This is a genomic window from Oleispirillum naphthae, assembly GCA_027864655.1.
Taxonomy (GTDB): Bacteria; Pseudomonadota; Alphaproteobacteria; order Rhodospirillales; family Rhodospirillaceae; genus Oleispirillum; species Oleispirillum naphthae.
In genome coordinates this window covers 1-20,848 of record JAQAZG010000005.1, presented here as the reverse complement: position 1 = coordinate 20,848, position 20,848 = coordinate 1, and the positions used below count along the sequence as shown (strand labels likewise).

15 protein-coding genes are annotated in these 20,848 nt (G+C 69.4%); 3 read left to right on the top strand and 12 right to left on the bottom strand.

The features are described 5' to 3' along the window. Nucleotides 1–56: 56 nt before the first annotated feature. The 6 genes from atpC to O7R11_RS06870 form a co-directional block, all read right to left on the bottom strand. Nucleotides 57–482, bottom strand: a complete 426-nt coding sequence (gene atpC, locus O7R11_RS06895) for an ATP synthase F1 subunit epsilon (protein WP_337996768.1) — start codon at nt 480–482, stop codon at nt 57–59. Between the two features lie 15 nt (nt 483–497). Continuing rightward, nucleotides 498–1,919 carry a F0F1 ATP synthase subunit beta gene (atpD, locus tag O7R11_RS06890; RefSeq protein WP_337996767.1) on the bottom strand — a complete coding sequence of 474 codons (1,422 nt, stop codon included), beginning with the start codon at nt 1,917–1,919 and terminating at the stop codon, nt 498–500. 59 nt (nt 1,920–1,978) lie between these two features. After that, entirely contained in the window at nt 1,979–2,887 is a 909-nt protein-coding gene (locus O7R11_RS06885; protein WP_337996766.1) for a F0F1 ATP synthase subunit gamma, read from the bottom strand. A 23-nt stretch (nt 2,888–2,910) separates the two neighbouring features. Next, the gene (atpA, locus tag O7R11_RS06880; protein ID WP_337996765.1) at nt 2,911–4,443 is read right to left on the bottom strand and encodes a F0F1 ATP synthase subunit alpha; all 1,533 of its coding nucleotides are present in this window, start codon (nt 4,441–4,443) and stop codon (nt 2,911–2,913) included. Beyond that, a complete protein-coding gene (locus tag O7R11_RS06875; RefSeq protein WP_337996764.1) occupies nt 4,443–4,994 on the bottom strand; it encodes a F0F1 ATP synthase subunit delta in 552 nt (183 codons plus the stop codon). The genes atpA and O7R11_RS06875 overlap by 1 nt, the downstream gene beginning before the upstream one ends. A 267-nt stretch (nt 4,995–5,261) precedes the next feature. Further along, nucleotides 5,262–7,487, bottom strand: a complete 2,226-nt coding sequence (locus tag O7R11_RS06870) for a primosomal protein N' (protein ID WP_337996763.1) — start codon at nt 7,485–7,487, stop codon at nt 5,262–5,264. 131 nt (nt 7,488–7,618) lie between these two features. On the opposite strand from O7R11_RS06870, the gene O7R11_RS06865 reads away from it, so the two are divergent. From O7R11_RS06865 to O7R11_RS06855, 3 genes are all read left to right on the top strand, one after another. Next, complete coding sequence (locus O7R11_RS06865) at nt 7,619–8,359, top strand: DUF484 family protein (RefSeq protein WP_337996762.1); 741 nt, start codon at nt 7,619–7,621, stop codon at nt 8,357–8,359. Next, nucleotides 8,338–9,297 (top strand): tyrosine recombinase XerC, encoded by a 960-nt coding sequence (locus O7R11_RS06860; RefSeq protein WP_337996761.1) that lies wholly within the window; start codon nt 8,338–8,340, stop codon nt 9,295–9,297. The genes O7R11_RS06865 and O7R11_RS06860 overlap by 22 nt, the downstream gene beginning before the upstream one ends. A gap of 235 nt (nt 9,298–9,532) precedes the next feature. Beyond that, nucleotides 9,533–10,636 (top strand): methyl-accepting chemotaxis protein, encoded by a 1,104-nt coding sequence (locus O7R11_RS06855; protein ID WP_337996760.1) that lies wholly within the window; start codon nt 9,533–9,535, stop codon nt 10,634–10,636. On the opposite strand, the gene O7R11_RS06850 is transcribed toward O7R11_RS06855, so the two are convergent. The 6 genes from O7R11_RS06850 to O7R11_RS06825 form a co-directional block, all read right to left on the bottom strand. Continuing rightward, nucleotides 10,637–11,329: a response regulator transcription factor gene (locus tag O7R11_RS06850; RefSeq protein WP_337996759.1), complete on the bottom strand. Its 693-nt coding sequence runs from the start codon at nt 11,327–11,329 to the stop codon at nt 10,637–10,639. Continuing rightward, nucleotides 11,329–12,906, bottom strand: a complete 1,578-nt coding sequence (locus O7R11_RS06845) for a sensor histidine kinase (RefSeq protein WP_337996758.1) — start codon at nt 12,904–12,906, stop codon at nt 11,329–11,331. The genes O7R11_RS06850 and O7R11_RS06845 overlap by 1 nt, the downstream gene beginning before the upstream one ends. A gap of 24 nt (nt 12,907–12,930) precedes the next feature. Next, complete coding sequence (locus O7R11_RS06840) at nt 12,931–14,385, bottom strand: TrkH family potassium uptake protein (protein WP_337996757.1); 1,455 nt, start codon at nt 14,383–14,385, stop codon at nt 12,931–12,933. Nucleotides 14,386–14,750: 365 nt separating this feature from the next. Continuing rightward, the gene (gene lpdA, locus O7R11_RS06835; protein ID WP_337996756.1) at nt 14,751–16,166 is read right to left on the bottom strand and encodes a dihydrolipoyl dehydrogenase; all 1,416 of its coding nucleotides are present in this window, start codon (nt 16,164–16,166) and stop codon (nt 14,751–14,753) included. A 228-nt stretch (nt 16,167–16,394) separates the two neighbouring features. Then, nucleotides 16,395–17,627 (bottom strand): 2-oxoglutarate dehydrogenase complex dihydrolipoyllysine-residue succinyltransferase, encoded by a 1,233-nt coding sequence (odhB, locus tag O7R11_RS06830; RefSeq protein ID WP_337996755.1) that lies wholly within the window; start codon nt 17,625–17,627, stop codon nt 16,395–16,397. A 48-nt stretch (nt 17,628–17,675) separates the two neighbouring features. Beyond that, nucleotides 17,676–20,678 carry a 2-oxoglutarate dehydrogenase E1 component gene (locus tag O7R11_RS06825; protein ID WP_337996754.1) on the bottom strand — a complete coding sequence of 1,001 codons (3,003 nt, stop codon included), beginning with the start codon at nt 20,676–20,678 and terminating at the stop codon, nt 17,676–17,678. Between the last annotated feature and the right edge of the window lie 170 nt (nt 20,679–20,848).

Below are 20,848 nucleotides of genomic sequence, written 5' to 3'. Positions count from 1 at the left end.
GCATGCAAAAACCCCCGCCGTCTCCGGCGGGGGTTTTTGCGGTGCGCGGCGCGCGCTCAGTGGTAGGCGAGATCGCCCTTCGCCGCGGCGACCATCGCCTGCGCGATCAAGAGCTCGTTCTCGGCGCGCAGCATCGTTTCGTCGTCGCCGTCGAGCGACGCCTGGTAGGCGATGTTGGCGGCGTCGAAGCGCTTCTCCGCGGCGGCCGGCGACAGGTCGGAGACCAGCGCCGCCTCCTCGGCCAGCACCGTGCAGGCTTTCTCGGTGACCTCGGCAAAGCCGCCCGCCACGAAGATGCGCTCCTTCGGCTTGCCGGCCGCGAAGATCACGATCACCCCGGGACGCACCGTGGCGAGCAGCGGGGCGCGGTGCGGCAGGGCGGCGAAGTCGCCCTCCGTCCCCGGCACCACCACCATCTCCACCGGCTCGCTGAAGAACAGCCGCTCCGGCGAGACGAGTTCGAAAAGCGTGGTCTCTGCCATCTCGGGTTCCTTCCCTTAAGCGGCTTCCGCCATCTTCTTGGCCTTGGCGACCGCCTCTTCAATGGTGCCGACCATGTAGAACGCCTGTTCCGGCATGTGGTCGTAGGCGCCTTCGATGATCCCCTTGAAGCCCTTGATGGTGTCTTCCAGCTGCACGAACACGCCCGGCGTGCCGGTGAACACCTCGGCCACGTGGAACGGCTGGGAGAGGAAGCGCTGGATCTTGCGGGCGCGGGCCACGGTCAGCTTGTCCTCTTCGGAGAGTTCGTCCATGCCGAGGATGGCGATGATGTCCTGCAGCGACTTGTAGGTTTGCAGCACGCGCTGCACCTCGCGGGCCACCCCGTAGTGCTCCTCGCCGACGACGCGCGGGTCGAGAATGCGCGACGTGGAGTCGAGCGGGTCCACCGCCGGGTAGATGCCGAGTTCGGCGATCTGGCGGGACAGCACGGTGGTGGCGTCGAGGTGCGAGAAGGTGGTCGCCGGGGCCGGATCGGTGAGGTCGTCGGCGGGCACGTAGACCGCCTGCACCGAGGTGATCGAACCCTTCTTGGTGGTGGTGATGCGTTCCTGCAGGGCGCCCATGTCGGTGCCGAGAGTCGGCTGATAGCCCACCGCGGAGGGAATGCGTCCGAGAAGCGCGGACACTTCGGAACCCGCCTGGGTGAAGCGGAAGATGTTGTCCACGAAGAACAGCACGTCCTGGCCTTCCTCGTCGCGGAAGTACTCGGCCAGCGTCAGGCCCGAGAGCGCGACGCGGGAGCGCGCGCCCGGCGGCTCGTTCATCTGGCCGTAGACCAGGGCGCACTTGGAGTTCGGCCCCTCGAGGTCGATAACCCCGGACTCGATCATCTCGTGATAGAGGTCGTTGCCCTCGCGGGTGCGCTCGCCGACGCCGGCGAACACCGAATAGCCGCCGTGGCCCTTGGCGATGTTGTTGATCAGTTCCATGATCAGCACCGTCTTGCCGACGCCCGCGCCGCCGAACAGGCCGATCTTGCCGCCCCTCGGATAGGGTTCCAGCAGGTCCACCACCTTGATCCCGGTGACCAGCACCTCGGTCTCGGTGGACTGCTCGGCGAAGGTCGGGGCGGAACGGTGGATCGGCAGGGTCATCTTGGTCTTGATCGGGCCGCGTTCGTCCACCGGTTCGCCGATGACGTTGAGGATGCGGCCCAGGGTCTCCGGACCCACCGGCATGACGATCGGGACCTTGGTGTCGAGGACCTCCTGGCCGCGCACCAGGCCGTCGGTGGCGTCCATGGCGATGGTGCGCACCACGTTCTCGCCCAGGTGCTGCGCCACTTCGAGAACCAGGCGGCGGCCGTGGTTGTCGGTTTCGAGCGCGGTGAGGATCGGCGGAATCTCGCCGGGGAACTTGACGTCCACGACGGCACCCATGACCTGGGAGATCGTACCGACGTTTTTCTTCGCCATGAGTGTCACTCCTATCGAACGGCGGACGGGCGGAACCCGCCCCGGAATTGCCTGCGCGCCTAGACGGCCTCGGCGCCGGATATGATTTCGATCAGTTCGCTGGTGATCACCGACTGACGCGTGCGGTTGTAGGTGAGCGTCAGGTCGTCGATCATGTCTCCGGCGTTGCGGGTGGCGTTGTCCATCGCGGTCATCCGCGCGCCGTGTTCGGACGCCTGGCTTTCCAGCAGGAAACGGAACATCTGCACCGACATGTTGCGCGGCGCCAGAGCCTTGAGGATTTCCTCCTGCGACGGTTCGTAGTCGTAGGGATCGGCGGGCGGAACCGCCGCGGCCTCGTCCTCGTCGGCGTCCGCGGCGGGCGCGGGTTCGGCCGAGGCGAAGGGAATCACCTGCTGCCAGGTCACCACCTGGGTCATCGCCGACTGGAAGCGGTTGTAGACCCCCCAGCAGACGTCGAAGACGCCGTCCTCGAACATCTCGATCAGGGTCTTGGCGATCTCGTCGCCCTCGGCGAAGGCGACGCCCTTGCGGCCGAGGTGCTGCCGCCCCTCGATGATGTCGTGGCCGAACTCGGTGCGCAACAGGTCGCGCCCCTTGCGCCCGACGGTGAAGAACTTCACCGTCTTGCCCGCTTCGGTGAGCTCGCGCACCTTGGCGCGCACGCTGCGCGTCACCGAGGCGTTGAACGCGCCGCACAACCCGCGGTCGGAGGTGAAGAGGACGATGAGGTGGACCTGATCCTTGCCGTTGCCGGTCATCAGGCGCGGCGCGGCGGCGTCCTCGCCGAGACCGGCGGCGAGGTTGCACATCATGCGGTTCATCCGCTCGGCATAGGGGCGGGCGGATTCCGCCGCCTCCTGCGCGCGGCGCAACTTGGCGGCGGACACCATCTTCATCGCCGACGTGATCTTTTTCGTCGACTTGACCGAAGTGATGCGCAGCCGCAGATCTTTAAGGCTCGGCATGGGCTTTCACCTTCCGCGAAGGGTTATTCGAACGCCTTGATGAACGCATCCATCGCCGCTTTCAGCTTCGCCTCGACCTCCTCGGAGATCTGCTTTTCGGTGCGGATCGACTCCAGGATGTCCGGATGGCTGGTGCGCAGGTGGCGCATCATCCCGGCTTCGAAGCGGGTGACGTCGCCGATCTCGATGCCGTCGAGGTAGCCGCTGGTGCCCGAGTAGAGGGCGACCACCTGCTCTTCGATCGGCTGCGGCGAGAACTGCGGCTGCTTCAGCACCTCGGTGAGGCGCGCGCCGCGCGCCAGCAGCTTCTGCGTCGCCGGGTCGAGGTCGGAGGCGAACTGCGCGAACGCCGCCATCTCGCGGTACTGCGCGAGTTCCAGCTTGATCGAGCCTGCGACCTTCTTCATCGCCTTGATCTGCGCGGCGGAGCCGACGCGCGACACCGAGATGCCGACGTTCACCGCCGGGCGGATGCCCTTATAGAACAGTTCGGTCTCGAGGAAGATCTGGCCGTCGGTGATCGAGATCACGTTGGTCGGGATGTAGGCCGAAACGTCGCCCGCCTGGGTTTCGATCACCGGCAGCGCGGTGAGCGAACCGGAGCCGTGGTCGTCGTTCATCTTCGCGGCGCGCTCCAGCAGGCGGGAGTGCAGGTAGAACACGTCGCCGGGGAACGCCTCGCGCCCCGGAGGACGGCGCAGCAGCAGCGACATCTGGCGGTAGGCGGTGGCCTGCTTGGTGAGATCGTCGTAGAAGATCACCGCGTGCATGCCGTTGTCGCGGAAGAACTCGCCCATGGCGCAGCCGGTATAGGGCGCGAGGAACTGCAACGGAGCGGGCTCCGACGCGGTGGCGGCGACGATGATGGTGTAGTCCATCGCGCCGTTGTCCTGCAGGATCTTGGAGACCTGGGCGACGGTGGAGCGCTTCTGGCCGATCGCGACGTAGATGCAGTAGAGCTTCTCGCTCTCGTCCTTCGCCTTATCGTTGATGCGCTTCTGGTTGATGATGGTGTCGAGGATGATCGCGGTCTTGCCGGTCTGGCGGTCGCCGATCACCAGCTCGCGCTGGCCGCGGCCGATCGGGATCAGGCTGTCGATCGCCTTGACGCCGGTCTGCATCGGCTCGTGCACCGACTTGCGCGGAATGATGCCCGGCGCCTTGACCTCGGCGAGCGTCGTCTTGACGTCGGTGAGGTCGCCGCGGCCGTCGATCGGGTTGCCGAGGCCGTCCACGACGCGGCCGAGAAGGCCCTTGCCCACCGGCACGGAGACGATGTCGCCGGTGCGCTTCACCACGTTGCCTTCGCCGATCGTGCGGTCGTCGCCGAAGATCACGATGCCGACGTTGTCGGTTTCGAGATTCAGCGCCATACCCTTGATGCCGCCGGGGAATTCGACCAGCTCGCCGGCCTGGACGCCGTCCAGCCCATAGACGCGGGCGATGCCGTCACCGACCGAGAGAACCTGTCCGACTTCGGCCGACTGCGCATCGACGCCGAAATTCGCGATCTGATTTTTCAGAATGGCGGAGATTTCCGCAGCGCGGATTTCCATCAGCCGACCCCTTTCATAGAGAGTTGCAAGCGTTGCAGCTGCGAACGCAGCGAGCTATCCACCATGTGCGAGCCGATCTGCACGACCAGGCCGCCCAAAACCTTCGGATCCACCGCGACCTCGATGTTGACGTCGCGGCCGGTAGCCTTTTTCAATGCCTTTTTCAGAGACTCGCGCTGCGCCGCGGTAAGTTCGCGCGCCGCGGTCACCGCGGCGGAAACCTCGCCCCGGCGTTCCGCCAGCTTGGTCAGCACGGCGTCGCAGATCGCGGAAAGCGCGAACAGGCGGCGATTGCCGGCGATGAGCAGCGCGAAGCGCCGCGTCAGGTCGCCGACTCCCGCCTTCTCCAGCACCGCGCCGATTCCCTTGACGTGGTCGGCGCGGGAATAGGTCGGGGTCGTGATGAAATACCGGAAATCCGCGCTTTCGGCGACGATCGCCCGCAGTTTTCCGATATCGGCTTCCACCGCTTCGAGCGCGCCGTCCTGTTCGGCCAGCTCGATGAGAGCCTCCGCATAGCGGTCGGCAAGCCCCAAAATCTCAGACGTCATCGATGACACTGGGACAAACCCCCAAAGCTAGAGTGGGTTCCGGGGACGGTATCCCCGCGAATTATGACGGTACTGTACGCCTTCCCCCGATTGCGCGGAGGATGTTTATCATTCTTGACAAGCCCCCGCAACCCCGCACGCCGCCAGGGCAGGCGGGATTTTACAAGAAAATCTCCGCTTGCAAACCGCGAATGCGGTCCGCCGCGCCGAAAGCGGGGGTTTTCCGCCGCGCCGCCGCCGGGGGGGTGGGGGAGGAACCGCGCCGGTTCACATGAAGCCGTAGGGGTCGATATCGACCTTGACGCGCACCGCGCGGGGAATCGGCACGGCGGCGAGCCAGGCGCGCAACAGCGGCTGCAGGCGCAGGCCGCGCGGCGCGGCGACGAGCAGGCGGAAGCGCGACCAGCCGCGCAACCGCGAAAGCACGGCGGGCGCGGGACCATAGAGCCGCGCCCCGGCGTCGCCGGGGAAGGCGCGGCCGATTTCCGCCGCGGTGCGGGCGGCCATCTCCTCCGACGGCGCGGCGACGATCAGCGCGGCGAGGCGGCCGTAGGGCGGCATGCCCAGCGCGCGGCGCGACGCCTGCTCCGCGGCGACGAAGGAGTCCCGGTCCCCGGCGGCGAGCGCGGCGATCACCGGCTGCGCCGGATCGTAGCTCTGCAACAGCACGCGGCCCGGCCGCGCGGCGCGCCCGGCGCGGCCCGCCACCTGGTGCAGCAGTTGGTAGGTATGTTCCGCGGCGCGCAGGTCGCCGCCCGCCAGCCCGAGGTCGGCATCGACCACGCCGACCAGGGTGAGGCCGGGGAAATGGTGCCCCTTGGCCACCACCTGGGTGCCGATCGCCACGTCCACCTCCCCCGCCGCGATGCGCGCCAGCGCCGCGGCCATGGCGGCGGGACCGGCGGCGTGGTCGCTGGAGAGGATCAGCCGCCGCGCCGCGGGAAAGCGCGCCGCCACCTCCTCGTCGAGGCGCTCGACGCCGGGGCCGCAGGGGACGAAGCTCGCCTCCGCGCCGCAGGAGGGGCAGGTCTCGGGCAGCGGCGCGGCATAGCCGCAGTGGTGGCATTGCAGGCGGGCGCCGCGGCCGTTGCGGTGCTCCACCAGCCAAGCGGTGCAGCGCGGGCATTGCAGGCGGTGGCCGCAGCAGCGGCACAGCGTCAAGGGCGCATAGCCGCGGCGGTTGAGGAAGAGCAGGGTCTGCTCCCCCTTCTCCATGGTCTCGGCGATCGCCGCCACCAGCGGCGGGGCGAGCCAGCCGCGCCCCCAATCGCCCTTTTCCGGCGGCGCGGCGCGCAGGTCGATCACCGAGACCGCGGGCAGCACCGCGCCGCCGTGGCGGTCCGGCAGGGCGAGCGCGGCATAGCGCCCGGCGCGCACGTTGGCGAGCGTCTCCAAGGACGGCGTGGCGGAGGCGAGCACCGCCGGAATTTCCGCGATGCGGGCGCGCACCACCGCCATGTCGCGCCCCTGGTAGATCACCCCCTCCTCCTGCTTGAAGGCGGCCTCGTGCTCCTCGTCCACGACGATCAGCCCGAGGTCGGAAAACGGCAGGAAGAGGGCGCTGCGCGCGCCGATCAGCACCCGCACCCGCCCGTCGGCCACGGCGCGCCAGGTGTCGCGGCGCAGCGCCGGGGAAAGCTCGGAATGCCACACCGCGGGCGCGGCGCCGAAGCGCCGTTCGAAGCGGCCCAGCCACTGCGCGGTGAGCGCGATCTCCGGCACCAGCACCAGGGCCTGGCGGCCTTGGGCGAGCGCTTCGGCGATCGCCTCGAAATAGACCTCGGTCTTGCCCGAGCCGGTGACGCCGTCCAAAAGCGTCACCGAGAACCCCGCGCCGATGCCCTTCGCCAGGGCGGCGGCGGCCACCGCCTGCGCCGGGCCGAGCACCGGCGGCGCGGCGGTTCCCTCAGGCTCGGCGAAGCGGCGCGGCGGCAGCGCGACGCGCACCAGGCCGCCCTCGGCGAGCAGCGCGGAAACCACCGCCGCCCCCACTCCGGCGCGGCGCGCCGCCTCCGCCTGCGGCAGGGGCGGGCAGCCCGCCAGAGCCTCCCACAGCTTCTGCCGCGCCGCGGTGCGGCGTGCGCCTTGCGGCCACGCCGCGCCGCGCGCCACGCCCCAGGCGGGCGCGTCGTCCTCCAGCGCCGCGGGGACGGAAAGCGCCATGCGCAGCACCGCGCCCTTGGGGCTCATCGTGTAGTCGGCCACCCAGTCGATGAAGCGGCGCAGCGCCGCGGGGAACGGCGGCCGCGCGGAAACCTGGAGAACGTCCTTGACGCGGCGCTCCTCGAGGCCGCCCTCGGCCGCGCCCCACACCACGCCCCACACCGCGCGCCCGCCGACCGGCACCCGCACCACCGCCCCCGGCGGCGCATCCATGCCCGCGGGCACGCGGTAGTCGTAGAGCGTGGCCAGCGGCAGCGGCACGCACACCGCGGCCCTGCCGCCGCCCGCGGGCGGCGCGCCGCCATCGGATATGGCACTGGGCGCGATCATCGGGTACACTCCGGACGATTCGGGGGAGGCGTCCCACCTCGCCTCGTGCTTAGCAAACCACAGGCGTTCCATGCCATGACTTTCTTGTTGTGCCCCGCAAAAGCCGCCTGCGCGCGGCCGGGATTCGCGCCGTGAGCGCCCAGGACCTGCTGGCCGCCGAAACCCTGCCCGCGCCGGAGGATGTGGAAGCCTTCCTGCGGAGCTATCCGGATTTCCTCGCCGAGCGCCCCGACCTGCTGCGCACGATGTCGCCGCCGTCGCGGTTTTCCGGCGACGACCCGGTGGCCGACTTCCAGGCGGCGATGATCCGCGGCCTGCGCCTCGACCTCGACCGCCTGTCGCGCACCTCGGTGGACATCCTGGCGATGAGCCGCACCAACCTCACCCGGCAGCAGCGCACCCACTCCGCGGCGCTGCGCCTCGCCGAGGTGGAGACCCCCGCCGACTTCCACCGCGTGCTCACCCGCGACTGGCCGCGCATTCTCGACGTCGATGCCGTCGCCCTGATCCTCGAGGACGCCTCGGCCGACGGCGTGCACGAGGGGCCTTCCGGCATCGCGCGGGTGCCCGCGGGCACCGTGGAGCGCCTGTTCCCCCTGGGCGGGCGCATCCGCCTCGCCGCCGAGCGCAGCGGCAACCCGCTGTTCGGCGCGCTCGCCCCGCGCATCCGCTCCGACGCGCTCGCCCGCCTCGACGAACCGGCGGGGTGGGAGCCGGGAGGCACCGCGCCGCATGCGGTGCCGGTGGGGGTGCTGGCGCTGGGGTCGTTCTCCGCCGGAACCTTTCACCCCGAGCAGGCGACCGACCTCCTCGACTTCCTCACCCGCCTTCTGGCAATCGTGCTGTCGCGATGGTGCGCACCGACCCCTTGAGCGGCTTTTCCGCCGCGCCCGGCCTTGCCGCCGCGGCAGCCGAGTGGCGGCAGTGGCTCGCCGCGGAGCGCCGCGCCGCGGCCAACACCCTCGACGCCTATGCCCGCGACGTGGCGCGGTTCGCCGCCTTCCTCACCGCATACCTCGGCGCGCCGCCGGACCTCTCCGACCTCGCGGCGCTCTCCACCCGCGACTTCCGCGCCTATCTGTCGGCGCGCAACGCCGCGGGCATCGGCTCCGCCTCGCTGGCGCGCGAGCTTTCCTCGCTGCGCACCCTGTTCAAATGGCTGGAGCGCGAAGGCCTCTGCGCCAACGCCGCGCTCGCCGCGCTGCGCACGCCGCGCCGCACCCAGTCCCTGCCGCGCCCGCTGTCCGCCGACGAGGCGCTGGACGCGGTGCGCGCCGCCGCGACGGCGGAGGCCGAACCCTGGATCGGCAAGCGCGACGCCGCCGCCCTGCTGTTGATGTACGGCGCGGGCCTGCGCATCGGCGAGGCGCTGGCCCTTTCCGCGGCGGAGAAGCCCACGGGCGGCGCGCTGCGCGTCACCGGCAAGGGCAACAAGACCCGCATCGTGCCGGTGCTGCCGGTGATCGCGGAGGCGATCGGCGCCTACCTCGCCGCCTGCCCCTACCGCCTCGCGGGCAAGGAGCCGCTGTTCGTCGGCGCGCGCGGCGGGCGGCTCAATCCCGGGGTGCTGCAGCGCCAGGTGCGCCGCCTGCGCGGCCTGCTCGGCCTGCCGGAAAGCGCGACGCCGCACGCGCTGCGCCACAGCTTCGCCACCCACCTGTTGGAGTCGGGCGGCGACCTGCGCACCATCCAGGAGCTTCTGGGCCACGCCTCGCTCGCGGCGACGCAGCGCTACACCAAGGTGGACACCGTGCGGCTCAAGGCGGTGCACGCCGCGGCGCACCCGCGCGGCCGCCATACCCCCGACTAACCCCCGGAAACTGCCGACTTTTTATGCGGCTATATTCATGTGCATAAATTGTATGCGCTGAACTTGGGGATAGATTTCCCCCCGGATTGCCCAGATTGTGGCAACCGATTGAATTATAATGATTTTATTATGGCCCGCGATTCTGCGCGGATGGCGCGGTTCTTGCGATTCTTCCCTATCCGAATGGAGGGGGAACCACCACCCGTCATCTTTTCACGCAAGACGAGGACCGACCATGCCGCGCCGCATGCGCCTGATCATGAGCACCATCCAGAAAGACGTCCAGGGCTTCGCCAAGAGCAGCGAAGCGATCGCCGGCCAGACCCAGCTTCTCGCGCTCAACGCCACCATCGAGGCGGCGCGGGCGGGCGAGGCGGGCAAGGGCTTCGCCGTGGTCGCGGGCGAGGTCAAGACTCTGGCCCGCCAGGCCGCCGTCAACTCCGAGGAGATGCGCTCGGTGGTGCTGAACCGCATCAAGCAGGGTCTCGACATCAGCGACACCCTGGTCAAGGACCTGGAGGGCACGCGCATCGTCGATATGGCGCAGACCCTGGTGCAGCTGATCGTCCGCAACCTCTACGAACGCACCGCCGACGTGCGCTGGTGGGCCACCGACGAGGCGTTCCGGCGCGCCCTCGAGGACCCGTCGGAGGAGCGCGCCGCCCGCGCCGTGGACCGCCTGGCGACGATCAACCGCTTCTATTCCGTCTACCTCGACCTGGTGCTGGTGAACATCGACGGCACGCCCGTCGCCTGCTCGCAGCCCGACGGCTTCCCCGAGGTGATGCGCGCCAGCTACGCCGCCACCCCGTGGTTCAAGAAGGCGATCGCCACGCAAAGCGGCGACGACTACATCGTCGATGACATCTTCACCGACCCGGTGCACCGCAACTCCCCGGTGGCGCTCTATGCCGCCGCGGTGCGCGAGGGCGGCCACGTGGACGGCAAGGCGGTGGGGGCGCTCGGCGTGTTCTTCGACTGGGGGGCGCAGTCCCACACCATCGTGCGCGACGAGCCCACCTTCTCCGCCGAGGAGTGGGAGCGCAGCCGCGTTCTGCTGCTGGACGCGCGGCACCGGGTGATCGCCGCCTCCGACGGCGAGGGCCTCTACCGCACCTACGACTTCAACCCCGAGAACCGGAGCAAGGGCATCATCATCACCAGGGACGGGCGGCTCATCGCCTTCGCCAAGACCATCGGCTACGAGGCCTACGACGGGCTCGGCTGGATCGGCGTGATCGAGCAGAAGCGCCTCTCCGACGACGAACTGCGCGCCCAGATGGACAGGATCGCCTCGTTCCGCACCACCGTGACGAAAAGCAACGTGCTGGCGATGTAGCTATTCCGACAGGCGGTAGCCCACCCCCGGCTCGGTGTGGATGAAGCGCGGCGCGTTGGGGTCGTCGCCGAGCTTCTGCCGCAGGTGGCCGATGTGCACCCGCAGGTAATGGGTCTGATCGGCGAAGGCGTCGCCCCACACCGCGCGCAGCAGCGCCTCGTGCGTCAGCACCTTGCCGACGTCGCGGGTGAGCAGGCGCAGGAGGTCGAACTCCTTGCGGGTGAGGCGCACCTCGCCGCCGTCCACCGACACGCGGCGCGCCGCATAATCCACTTCGAGGCCGCCGCGGCCGTAGCCCGCCTCCGCCGCCGCGGGGGCCTCGCGGCCGCGCAGCAGAGCCCGGGCGCGCGCCACCAGCTCGGCGATGCCGAACGGCTTGGTGACGTAGTCGTTGGCGCCGCCGTCCAGCGCCAGCACCTTGCCCGCCTCGTCGGCGCGCACCGAGAGCACCAGAATCGGCGCCGACGACCACTCGCGCATGCGGCGGATCACCTCCTGCCCGTCGATGTCCGGCAGGCCGAGGTCGAGGACCACCAGGTCCGGCGACTCCTCCGCGAGCTTGCGGATCGCATCCTCGCCGCGCGCCGCCTCGATCACCGCATAGCCGTGGGCATAGAGGCTGATGCGCAGGAACTTGCGGATCTGCGCCTCGTCGTCCACCACCAGGATGGTCTGCCGTTCCGCCGTGTCCATCACGCTTCTCCTTCGCCGCCGTCGTCGTCGCCGGGCGGCGGCGGCGCAAGCGGCAGGGTGATCACCATCTCCGCGCCGATGCCGAGCGCCCCGGCCTCGGCGCGGATGGTTCCGCCGTGCGCCCCCACCAGGCCGCGGCAGATGGCGAGCCCGAGCCCGGTGCCCGCCGCCCGCGAATCCCCGGCGCGCACGCGGAAGAACATGTCGAACACCCGCTCGCGGTTCTCCTCCGGGATGCCCGGCCCCTGGTCGGCGACGCGGATGTCCACATTGTCGCCGCGCCGCGCCGCGACCACGCCGATGCGCCCGCCGGGCTGCGAATACTTCGCCGCGTTGTCCAGCAGGTTGGCCAGCACCTGCTCCATCAGCACCGGGTCGGCATAGAGCAGCGGCACGTCTTCGGCCACCGCCACCTTGACCTCGAAGGGGGCGAGCAGGTCGCGCGCCGCGCCCACCGCGTGGCCGACGATATCGCGCAGATCCACCCAGTCGCGGCGCAGGCCGAGCCCGCCGTAGGAAAGCCGCGTCATGTCCAGCAGGTTCTGGACGAAGCGGTTGAGGCGGTTCGCCTCCCCCAGGATGGTGCGCACCAGGTCGGCGCGCTCCTCCGCCGAGATCACGTCGCCGACTTCCGAAAGCGTCGTCGCCGAGCCGATCACCGAGACCAGCGGCGTGCGCAGGTCGTGGGAGACCGAGGAGAGCAGCGCGGCGCGCAGGCTCTCGGTCTCCGACAGCAGGCGGGAGTCCTCCGCCGCCGCGGCCAGCAGCACCCGTTCGATCGCCACCGCCGCCTGGTCGGCGACGGCGCGCAGCAGATCCTCCTGCTCGGCGCTCACCCCGGCGCGCTCCGCCGCGAGGCCGAGGGCGAGAACCCCCACCCGCCCGCGCGCGGTGGAAAGCGGCATGAACAGGCGCGCGGCCGCAGCGCAGGCGCGCGCCCCCCGCCCGGCGGGCGCGCCCGACCGCCAGGCCGCCAGGGCGGCGGCGCGGTCGCCCTCGGGCAGGCCGTCCTCCCCCTCCTGGCCGGGCGCGGGGCGCAGAACCTCCGCATCGCGCGGCAGCGGCAGCAGCACCAGGGCCGAGGCGGTGAGCGTCGCCGCCGCGTGCCCGCGCACCGCGCCGATCACCTCCGCCAGGGTCGAAGCCGCCGCCACCTTGCTGCTGAAGGCATAAAGCTGGGCGGTGCGCTGCGCCGCCTGCCGCGCCGACATCAACTGGGTGCGCACGCCGCCCGCGATATGCCCGGTGAGCGCCGCGACGAGCAGGAAGAAGGCGAGGGTCAGGCTGTCGCCCTCGTGGTCGATGAAGAAGGTGTAATAGGGCGGCGTGAAGAAGAAGTTGTAGATCGCCGCGCCGAGAATCCCCGCATAGATCGCAGGCAGCGCGCCATAGCGCATCGCCACCAGCAGCACCGCGGAGAGGAACACCAGGGAGAGGTTGGGCAGCGGCAGAACCTTCTCCAGCCCATAGGCGATGCCGCCCGCCACCACCACCGCGCCCAGCCCCCAGGCATAGGGCACCAGGCGCTGCCGCAGGGGCGTCTCTTCGCGGATCAGGGAGGTTTCGGAACCGGTCATCGCAGGGCACCCCGCAAACGGCGCTCAGTCGCGCCAGAACGCCATGGTCAGCAGCACGTAGACGGTTGTCAACTCCAGCCGCCCGAGCAGCATCGCCGCGGAGAGCACCCACTTCGCCGCATCCGGAATCTCGCGGAAGTTCCCCGCCGGGCCGATCAGCTCGCCCAGCCCCGGCCCGGCGTTGGCCATCGCCTGGGCGACGCCGCTGGTGGCGGACAGATAATCCATCCCCGAGACCATGCAGGCGGTGGTAAGCCCCGCCCAGGTCAAGAGATACATGAAGAAGAAATTGCGCACCGAGCCGATGGTCCCCTCGTCCACCACGTGGCCCTCGTGGCGCACCACCGCCACGCGGTGCGGCGACAGCGCGCGGCGCATCTGATCGACCATGCCGCGGAAGAGAATCTGCCAGCGGAAGATCTTGATCGCGCCCGCGGTGGACCCGGCGCAGCCGCCGATGAACATCAGCAGCATGAACGCCGCCACCGCCCACTCGCCCCAGGCCCCATAATCCGCGGTGGCGAAGCCGGTATCGGTGAGCACCGAGGTGACGTTGAACGCCGCCTGCCGCAGCGCCGCGGCGAACGGCACGTGCCCGGTGTGCCAGCGCAGAGCGGCGACGGCGAGAATCGCCACGCCGAGCACCGCGAGGAAGGTCGGCACCTGCCGCTCGCGGGAAAGCGCGCGCCGCCAGTTCATCGCCAGGCGGGCATAGAACACCAGCGGCAACGCCCCCAGCGTCATGAAGACGATCAGCACCGCCTCGATCGGCACGGAGCGGAAATACCCCACCGAGGCGTCCTTGGTGGAAAAGCCGCCGGTGGCGATCGCCGCCATCGCGTGGTTGACCGCATCGAACAGCGGCATCCCCGCCGCCACCAGCGCCACCGCGCAGGCGAGAATCAGCCCGCAATAGACCAGCGCGGTGATCCCCACCACGTGGAAGGCGCGCGGCACCGGACGTTCCGAAATGTCGGAGGATTCGGAGTGGAACAACTGCATGCCGCCGACGCGCAGGAACGGCATCATGATCATCGCCATGGCGATGATCCCCAGCCCGCCGATGCCTTGCAGCATCGACCGCCACAGCAGCAGCCCGGGGGCCATGTCGTCCAGCCCGGTCAGCACCGTCGAGCCGGTGGTGGTCAACCCCGACATCGCCTCGAAGAAGGCGTTGGTGAACCCGATGTGCAGGGAACAGAAGGCCAAGGGCAACGCCGCAAACGCGGTCACCACCACCCAGCCCAGCGTGGTGAGCAGAAAACCGGTGCGCACCGACATCCGCCGCGTGGCGTTGCGGTTCGCCTCCATCAGCGACAAGCCGACATAGAACGTCACCGCCATCGAGGCGAGGAACACCCGCCAGTCCGGATTTCCGTCGAAATAATCCACCGCCGCCGGAACCGCCATCGCCGCGGCGATGAGGTTCAGCAGAAAACCGACGGCATAGAACACGAACTGCAAAGACGCGAACGACATGACACGCAACCGTAGCCGAGAACCGCTCCAGGCTGCAGTCTGCCGCTCCACCCGCCGCCGCGCAGCTAAAGTTCCCGCAGAGTCTTTACGCGGAGTTTATGCGCGGGGAAAAGCCAGGCCGGGCGCTGCCCGGACCCGCAAGGGGCCGGAAGGCCCCCTTGACTCCATAACTTTGGTTTTTGCGCGTAGCGCGATGGAACCATCACGCGGCGTGACGGTTGATGGCCGCTTGCTCGGAAAATGCATCTAGCATTTTCCTCGTCCTCGGCCATGTCCCTCCGAACGCCTTTGGCGTTCTCCGTCGCGGCGAAAAATGAGTTATGGGGTGCGCGAGGGGACCGAGTCCCCTCGCAACGTTTTAGTTTTTAAATATGGATCGCGCGCTTGGCGGTATCGAGCGCCGCCTCCTTCACCGCCTCGGAGAGCGAGGGGTGGGCATGGCAGGTGCGCGCGATGTCCTCGGCGGAGGCGGAGAATTCCATGGCCACCGCCACCTCGGCGATGAGTTCCCCCGCGCCGGGGCCGATGAGGTGCGCGCCGAGCACGCGGTCGGTGCGCTTGTCGGCGAGGATCTTGACGAAGCCCGGCGCATCGCCGTTGGCCTTGGCGCGGGAATTGGCGATGAACGGGAACTTGCCGACGGCATAGGCGGTGCCCTCCGCCTTGAGTTCCTGCTCGGTCTTGCCGACGGAGGCGACCTCCGGGTGGGTATAGACCACCGAGGGGATGATGCCGTGGTTCACGTGGCCCGCCTGTCCGGCGATGGTTTCCGCCACCGCCACGCCTTCCTCTTCCGCCTTGTGGGCGAGCATCAGGCCGCCGGCCACGTCGCCGATGGCGTAGATGCTCGGCACGTTGGTGCGCCCGTGCGCATCCACCGGAATGAAGCCCTTCTCGGAGACCGCAACCCCCGCCGCCTCCAGCCCCAGGCCCTCGGTGTAGGGGCGGCGGCCGATCGCCACCAGCACCACGTCGGCCTCCAGGGAGAGCGCGTCGCCGCCCTTGACCGGCTCCACCGAGACCGTGGCCCCGGACTTGCCGGCGGTCACGCCGGTGACCTTGTGGGCGAGCTTGAAGCTCATTCCCTGCTTCTCCAGGATGCGCTGCATCTGCTTGGAGACCTCGTCGTCGAAGGGCGGCAGAATCTTGCCGAGGAACTCCACCACCGTGACCTCGGCGCCGAGGCGCGCCCACACCGAGCCGAGCTCCAGGCCGATCACCCCCGCGCCGATCACCACCATCGACTTCGGCACCTTGGGCAGGGCCAGCGCGCCGGTGGAGGAGACCACGGTCTTTTCGTCCACGGCGACGCCCGGCAGCGGCGCGGAGACCGAGCCGGTGGCGATCACCACGGTCTTCGCCGTCAGTTCGGCCTCGCCGTCCTCGCCGCTCACCTTCAGCGCGTTCGGCCCGGTAAGGGCGGCCGCGCCCTTGAAGTAGGCGACCTTGTTCTTCTTGAACAAAAACTCCACGCCCTTGGTGAAGTCGGCGACCACCTTGTCCTTGCGGCCCATCATCGCAGGCAGGTCCAGCTCCACGCCCGCCACCTTGACGCCGTGCTCCGCCAGTTCCTCTTTCGCGGTGCGGTAGTGGTGCGAGGACTGCAACAGCACCTTCGACGGAATGCACCCGACGTTGAGGCAGGTGCCGCCCAGGGCGCCGCGCTTCTCGACGCAGGCGACGGAAAGCCCCAACTGCGCCGCGCGGATCGCACAGACATAGCCGCCCGGACCGCCGCCCACCACCACCACGTCGAATGTCCTGTCCTTGTTCGTGCTCATGTTCCGCCTCTGTCAAAAAAAGCTGGGCAAGGCCAGGGCTCCGCCCTGGACCCGCGAGGAGGCTCGGCCTCCTCGACCTCATATGTTTTCGCCGCGAAGCGGCAATCGACGCGCGTCGGTGTCGCAGGAGTTCGACAGCGCTTCGCGCAAAAAACCGGTAACGGGTTCCAGGGGCCGCGGCCCCTGGCGGGGGTGCCGGGGGCGGCGCCCCCGGCCTTGGGTTTGGCGTCACACGCCGAGCGTCAGGCGCGCCGGGTCTTCCAGGGCTTCCTTGATCTTGACCAGGAAGGTGACGGCCTCGCCGCCGTCGATGATGCGGTGGTCGTAGGAGACCGCGAGGTACATCATCGGGCGGGCGGCGATCGACCCGTCGGGCATCACCATCGGGCGCTGCATCGTCTTGTGCATGCCGAGGATGGCGGACTGCGGCGGGTTGATGATCGGCGTGGACATCAGCGAGCCGTAGACGCCGCCGTTGGAGATGGTGAAGGTGCCGCCGGTCATGTCTTCCATGGTCAGCTTGCCGTCGCGCGCCTTCTTGCCGTAGCCGCCGATCTCCTTTTCGATCTGGGCGAAGGATTTGGCGTCGCAGTCGCGCACCACCGGCACCACCAGGCCCTGCGGCGTGCCGACGGCGACGCCGATGTCGTAGTAGTTCTTGAAGATCAGTTCGTCGCCCGCGATCTCGGCGTTGACCGCCGGAACATCCTTGAGCGCGGCGACCGCGGCCTTGACGAAGAACGACATGAAGCCGAGGCGCACGCCGTGCTTCTTCTCGAAGGAGTCCTTGTAGCGGGCGCGCAGGTCCATGATCGCGGTCATGTCCACCTCGTTGAAGGTGGTGAGGATCGCGGCGGTGTTCTGGGCGTCTTTCAGGCGCTCGGCGATGCGGCGGCGCAGGCGCGTCATCTTGACGCGCTCCTCGCGCGGGTCGGCGGCGCGCGGCGGCGGCGGCGCGGCGGGCGCGGCGGGCAGCGGCGCGGCGGCGGCGGGCCCGGCCATCACCTTGGTGCGGCCCTCCATGAAGTTGACCACGCCCTCCTTGGTGAGGCGTCCGCCCTTGCCGGTGGCGGGGATCGCCGCCGGGTCGAGGGCGTTTTCGACGATCATCTTGCGCACCGCGGGGGCAAGCTCGTCCGCGCCCGCGGGAGCGGCGGCGGGCGCTGCGGCGGGAGCCGGGGCGGCGGCCGGGGCGGGAGCGACGGAGGCGATGACCTGCGCGCCCGCCTCGCCCAGGCGGGCGAGCAGCGCGCCGACTTCCACCTCGGCGCCCTCGGGGGCGACGATCTCGACCAGGGTTCCGGCGGCGGGGGCGTTGACCTCCACCGTCACCTTGTCGGTCTCCAGTTCGACCAGAGGCTCGTCGGCGGCGACCGCCTCGCCGACCTGCTTGAACCATTTCGCGACGGTGGCTTCGACCACCGATTCCCCTAGCGTCGGGACGACGATTTCATAAGGCATGGCGTTTTGACCAGTTTTTCTGTCTCGGATCAGGTAAACGGCTGGGGGTCAGCCTTTCTTCTTCGGTACGGAACCCTGCGGCAGCAGGCGGCCGAGCTGGGTGCTGCGGCGGAACGGCTGGAAGATGTCCTCCCGTTTCGCGGTCAGCGCCTGTTCGACGATGCCCTCCTGCTCGGCGACGTGGTTGCGGTGCAGGCCGGTGGCGGGGGAAGCCGCGGCGCGGCGTCCGACGTAGGTCGGGCGCGGGTCGGGGCGGCCCAGCTCCTCGGCGAGAAACTCCAGGCGCGGGTGGACGAAGAGCCACGCGCCCATGTTGGCCGGTTCCTCCTGCACCCAGACGATCTCCGCATTCGGATAGCGCGAGAGGTGCTTGCCCAGGGTGTTCTTCGGCCAGGGATAGAGCTGCTCGACGCGGACGATGGCGACATCGTCGATGCCGCGCTCCGCCCGCCCCGCCGCGAGGTCGAAATAGACCTTGCCGGAGCACAGAAGCACGCGGCGGATCTTCTCGTCCGGGGCGAGGGCGGTTTCCACCTCGCCGAGGGTGCGCATGAAGCGCGTCTCCGGCAGGAAGTCGGCGAGCGGGCTGACCATGCGCTTGTCGCGCAGCATCGACTTCGGCGTCATCAGGATCAGCGGCTTGCGGAAGTTGCGGTGCACCTGGCGGCGCAGCGCGTGGAAGTAGTTGGCCGGAGTGGTGTAGTTGCCGAACTGGATGTTGTCCTCGGCGCAGAGCTGGAGGTAGCGCTCGGGCCGCGCCGAGCTGTGCTCCGGCCCCTGGCCCTCGTAGCCGTGCGGCAGCAGCAGCACCAGGCCCGACATGCGCAGCCACTTCGACTCCGCGGAGCTGATGAACTGATCGATGATCACCTGCGCGCCGTTGGCGAAGTCGCCGAACTGGCCTTCCCACAGCACCAGCTGGTGCGGTTCGGCGAGGGAATAGCCGTATTCGTAGCCGAGCACCGCGTTCTCGGAGAGCGGGCTGTCGAGAATCTCGAAGCGGCCCTGGGTTTCCGACACGTTGGCGAGCGGCACGTAATGCTCCTCGCTGTCCTGGTCGGTGAGCACCGCGTGGCGCTGCGAGAAGGTGCCGCGGCCGCAATCCTGGCCGGAGAGGCGCACCGGGGTGCCCTCGGCCAACAGGGTGCCGAAGGCGAGCGCCTCGGCGGTGGCCCAGTCGATGCCCTCGCCGCTTTCCATCATCGCGCGCTTCGCTTCGAGCTGGCGCAGGATCTTGCGGTTGCCGTTGAACCCCTTGGGCACCGAAGAGATGGCGCGCCCCACCGCCTGCAACGCGGCGAGTTCGACGCCGGTGCCGTCCTCGGAGAAGGAGCCCCCCTCCTCGCCGTCCTCGGCGTCGCGGCCCTGGCTGAGGCCCGCCCAGCGGCCTTCCAGCCAGTCCGCCTTGTTGGGGCGGAACGACTTGGCGGCCTCGAACTCGGTTTCCATGCGCTCGTGGAAGGCGGTGACCAGGGCGTCGCCCTCGCCCGCCGCGATCACGCCGCTTTCGGTCAGCGCGCGGGCATAGACCTGGCGCGTCGTCGGGTGGCGGGCGATCTTGCGGTACATGATCGGCTGGGTGAATGCCGGTTCGTCGCTCTCGTTGTGGCCGTGGCGGCGGTAGCACACCATGTCCACCACCACGTCGGTCTTGAACTCCTGGCGGAACTCCACGGCGATGCGCGCGACGTGCACCACCGCCTCCGGGTCGTCGCCGTTGACGTGGAAGATCGGCGCCTGGATGCCCTTGGCCACGTCGGTGCAGTACGGACCGGAACGCGAATCCTGCGGCGCGGTGGTGAAGCCGATCTGGTTGTTGATCACGAAGTGCAGGGTGCCGCCGGTGGCGTAGCCCGCAAGTTGCGAGAGCATCAGGCACTCGGCGATGACGCCCTGGCCCGCCAGCGCCGCATCGCCGTGGATGAGGAGGCCCATCACCTCCTTGCGGTCGGCATCGCCGCGCTGGTCCTGCTTGGCGCGCACCTTGCCCAGCACCACCGGGTCCACCGCGTCGAGGTGCGACGGGTTGGCGGTGAGCGACAGGTGCACCGGGATGCCGTCGAACTCGCGGTCCGCCGAGGTGCCGAGGTGGTACTTCACGTCGCCCGAGCCCTGCACGTCTTCCGGGTTGGCCGGGTTGCCCTGGAATTCCGAGAACATCGCGCGGTAGGGCTTGTGCAGCAGCGTGGTCAGCATGTTGAGGCGGCCGCGGTGCGCCATGCCCAGCACCACCTCGCGGATGCCGAGCTGGCTGCCGCGCTTCAGCACCTGCTCGATGGCGGGGATCGTCGTCTCGCCGCCTTCCAGGCCGAAGCGCTTGGTGCCGGTGTATTTCAGTTGCAGGAAGCGCTCGAAGCCCTCCGCCTCGGTGAGGCGTTCGAGGATGGCGCGCTTGCCGCGGTCGGTGAAGCGCGGCTGGTTGGCCTCCGCCTCGATGCGCTTCTGAATCCAGGCCTTCTGGTCCGGGTCCTGGATGTGCATGTATTCGACGCCGATGGTGCCGCAATAGGTCTTCTGCACCACCTGGAGGATGCGGCGCAGCTTCGCCTTCTCCAGCCCGAGCACGTAATCCATGTAGATTTCGCGGTCGAGGTCGTCCTCGGTGAAGCCGTAGGAGCGGTAGTCGAGTTCCGGATGCTGCGGCGGCTTGGCCATCTTCAAGGGGTCGAGGTCGGCCATCAGGTGGCCGCGCACCCGGTAGACGCGGATCATCATCAGCGCGCGGATCGAATCGACGATGCGCCTGCGCACCTCCGCCTCGGAGGCGCCGGGTCCCGCGATCGCGGCCGCGCCCTCCTTGATCGCCTGCCCCGGCTTCTTCGGCGGCGGCGCGTCGGGGTCCGGCACGCCGATCACCTGGGCGCCGCGCTTTGCCCACGGAGTCGCCACAAAATCGCCATGAACGGCGGAGGCGTCGTCCGCCAGATCGGCGAAATAGGGAACCCAGCTTGCGTCCACGGACGCGGGGTCTTGCAGGTACCGGGCATAAAGCTCGGCGATGAAGGTGGCGTTGGCGCCGGTCAGGAAAGTGGTCTCGTTGAATCCAACCATATACCCGGGTCGACACGGCGGTTAACCGTGAAGCCTCCTCGTTCGGTGTCCGCGCCGGGCCGTCCCGGCGCTTAAAGCGCCGGACGCCGGGACGCCCCGGCGTCCGGCAGGCGGTTACAAACCCTTCATCGCGTCGCGCATGGCCTGGCCGAGGGCGGCGGGGGAGGCCG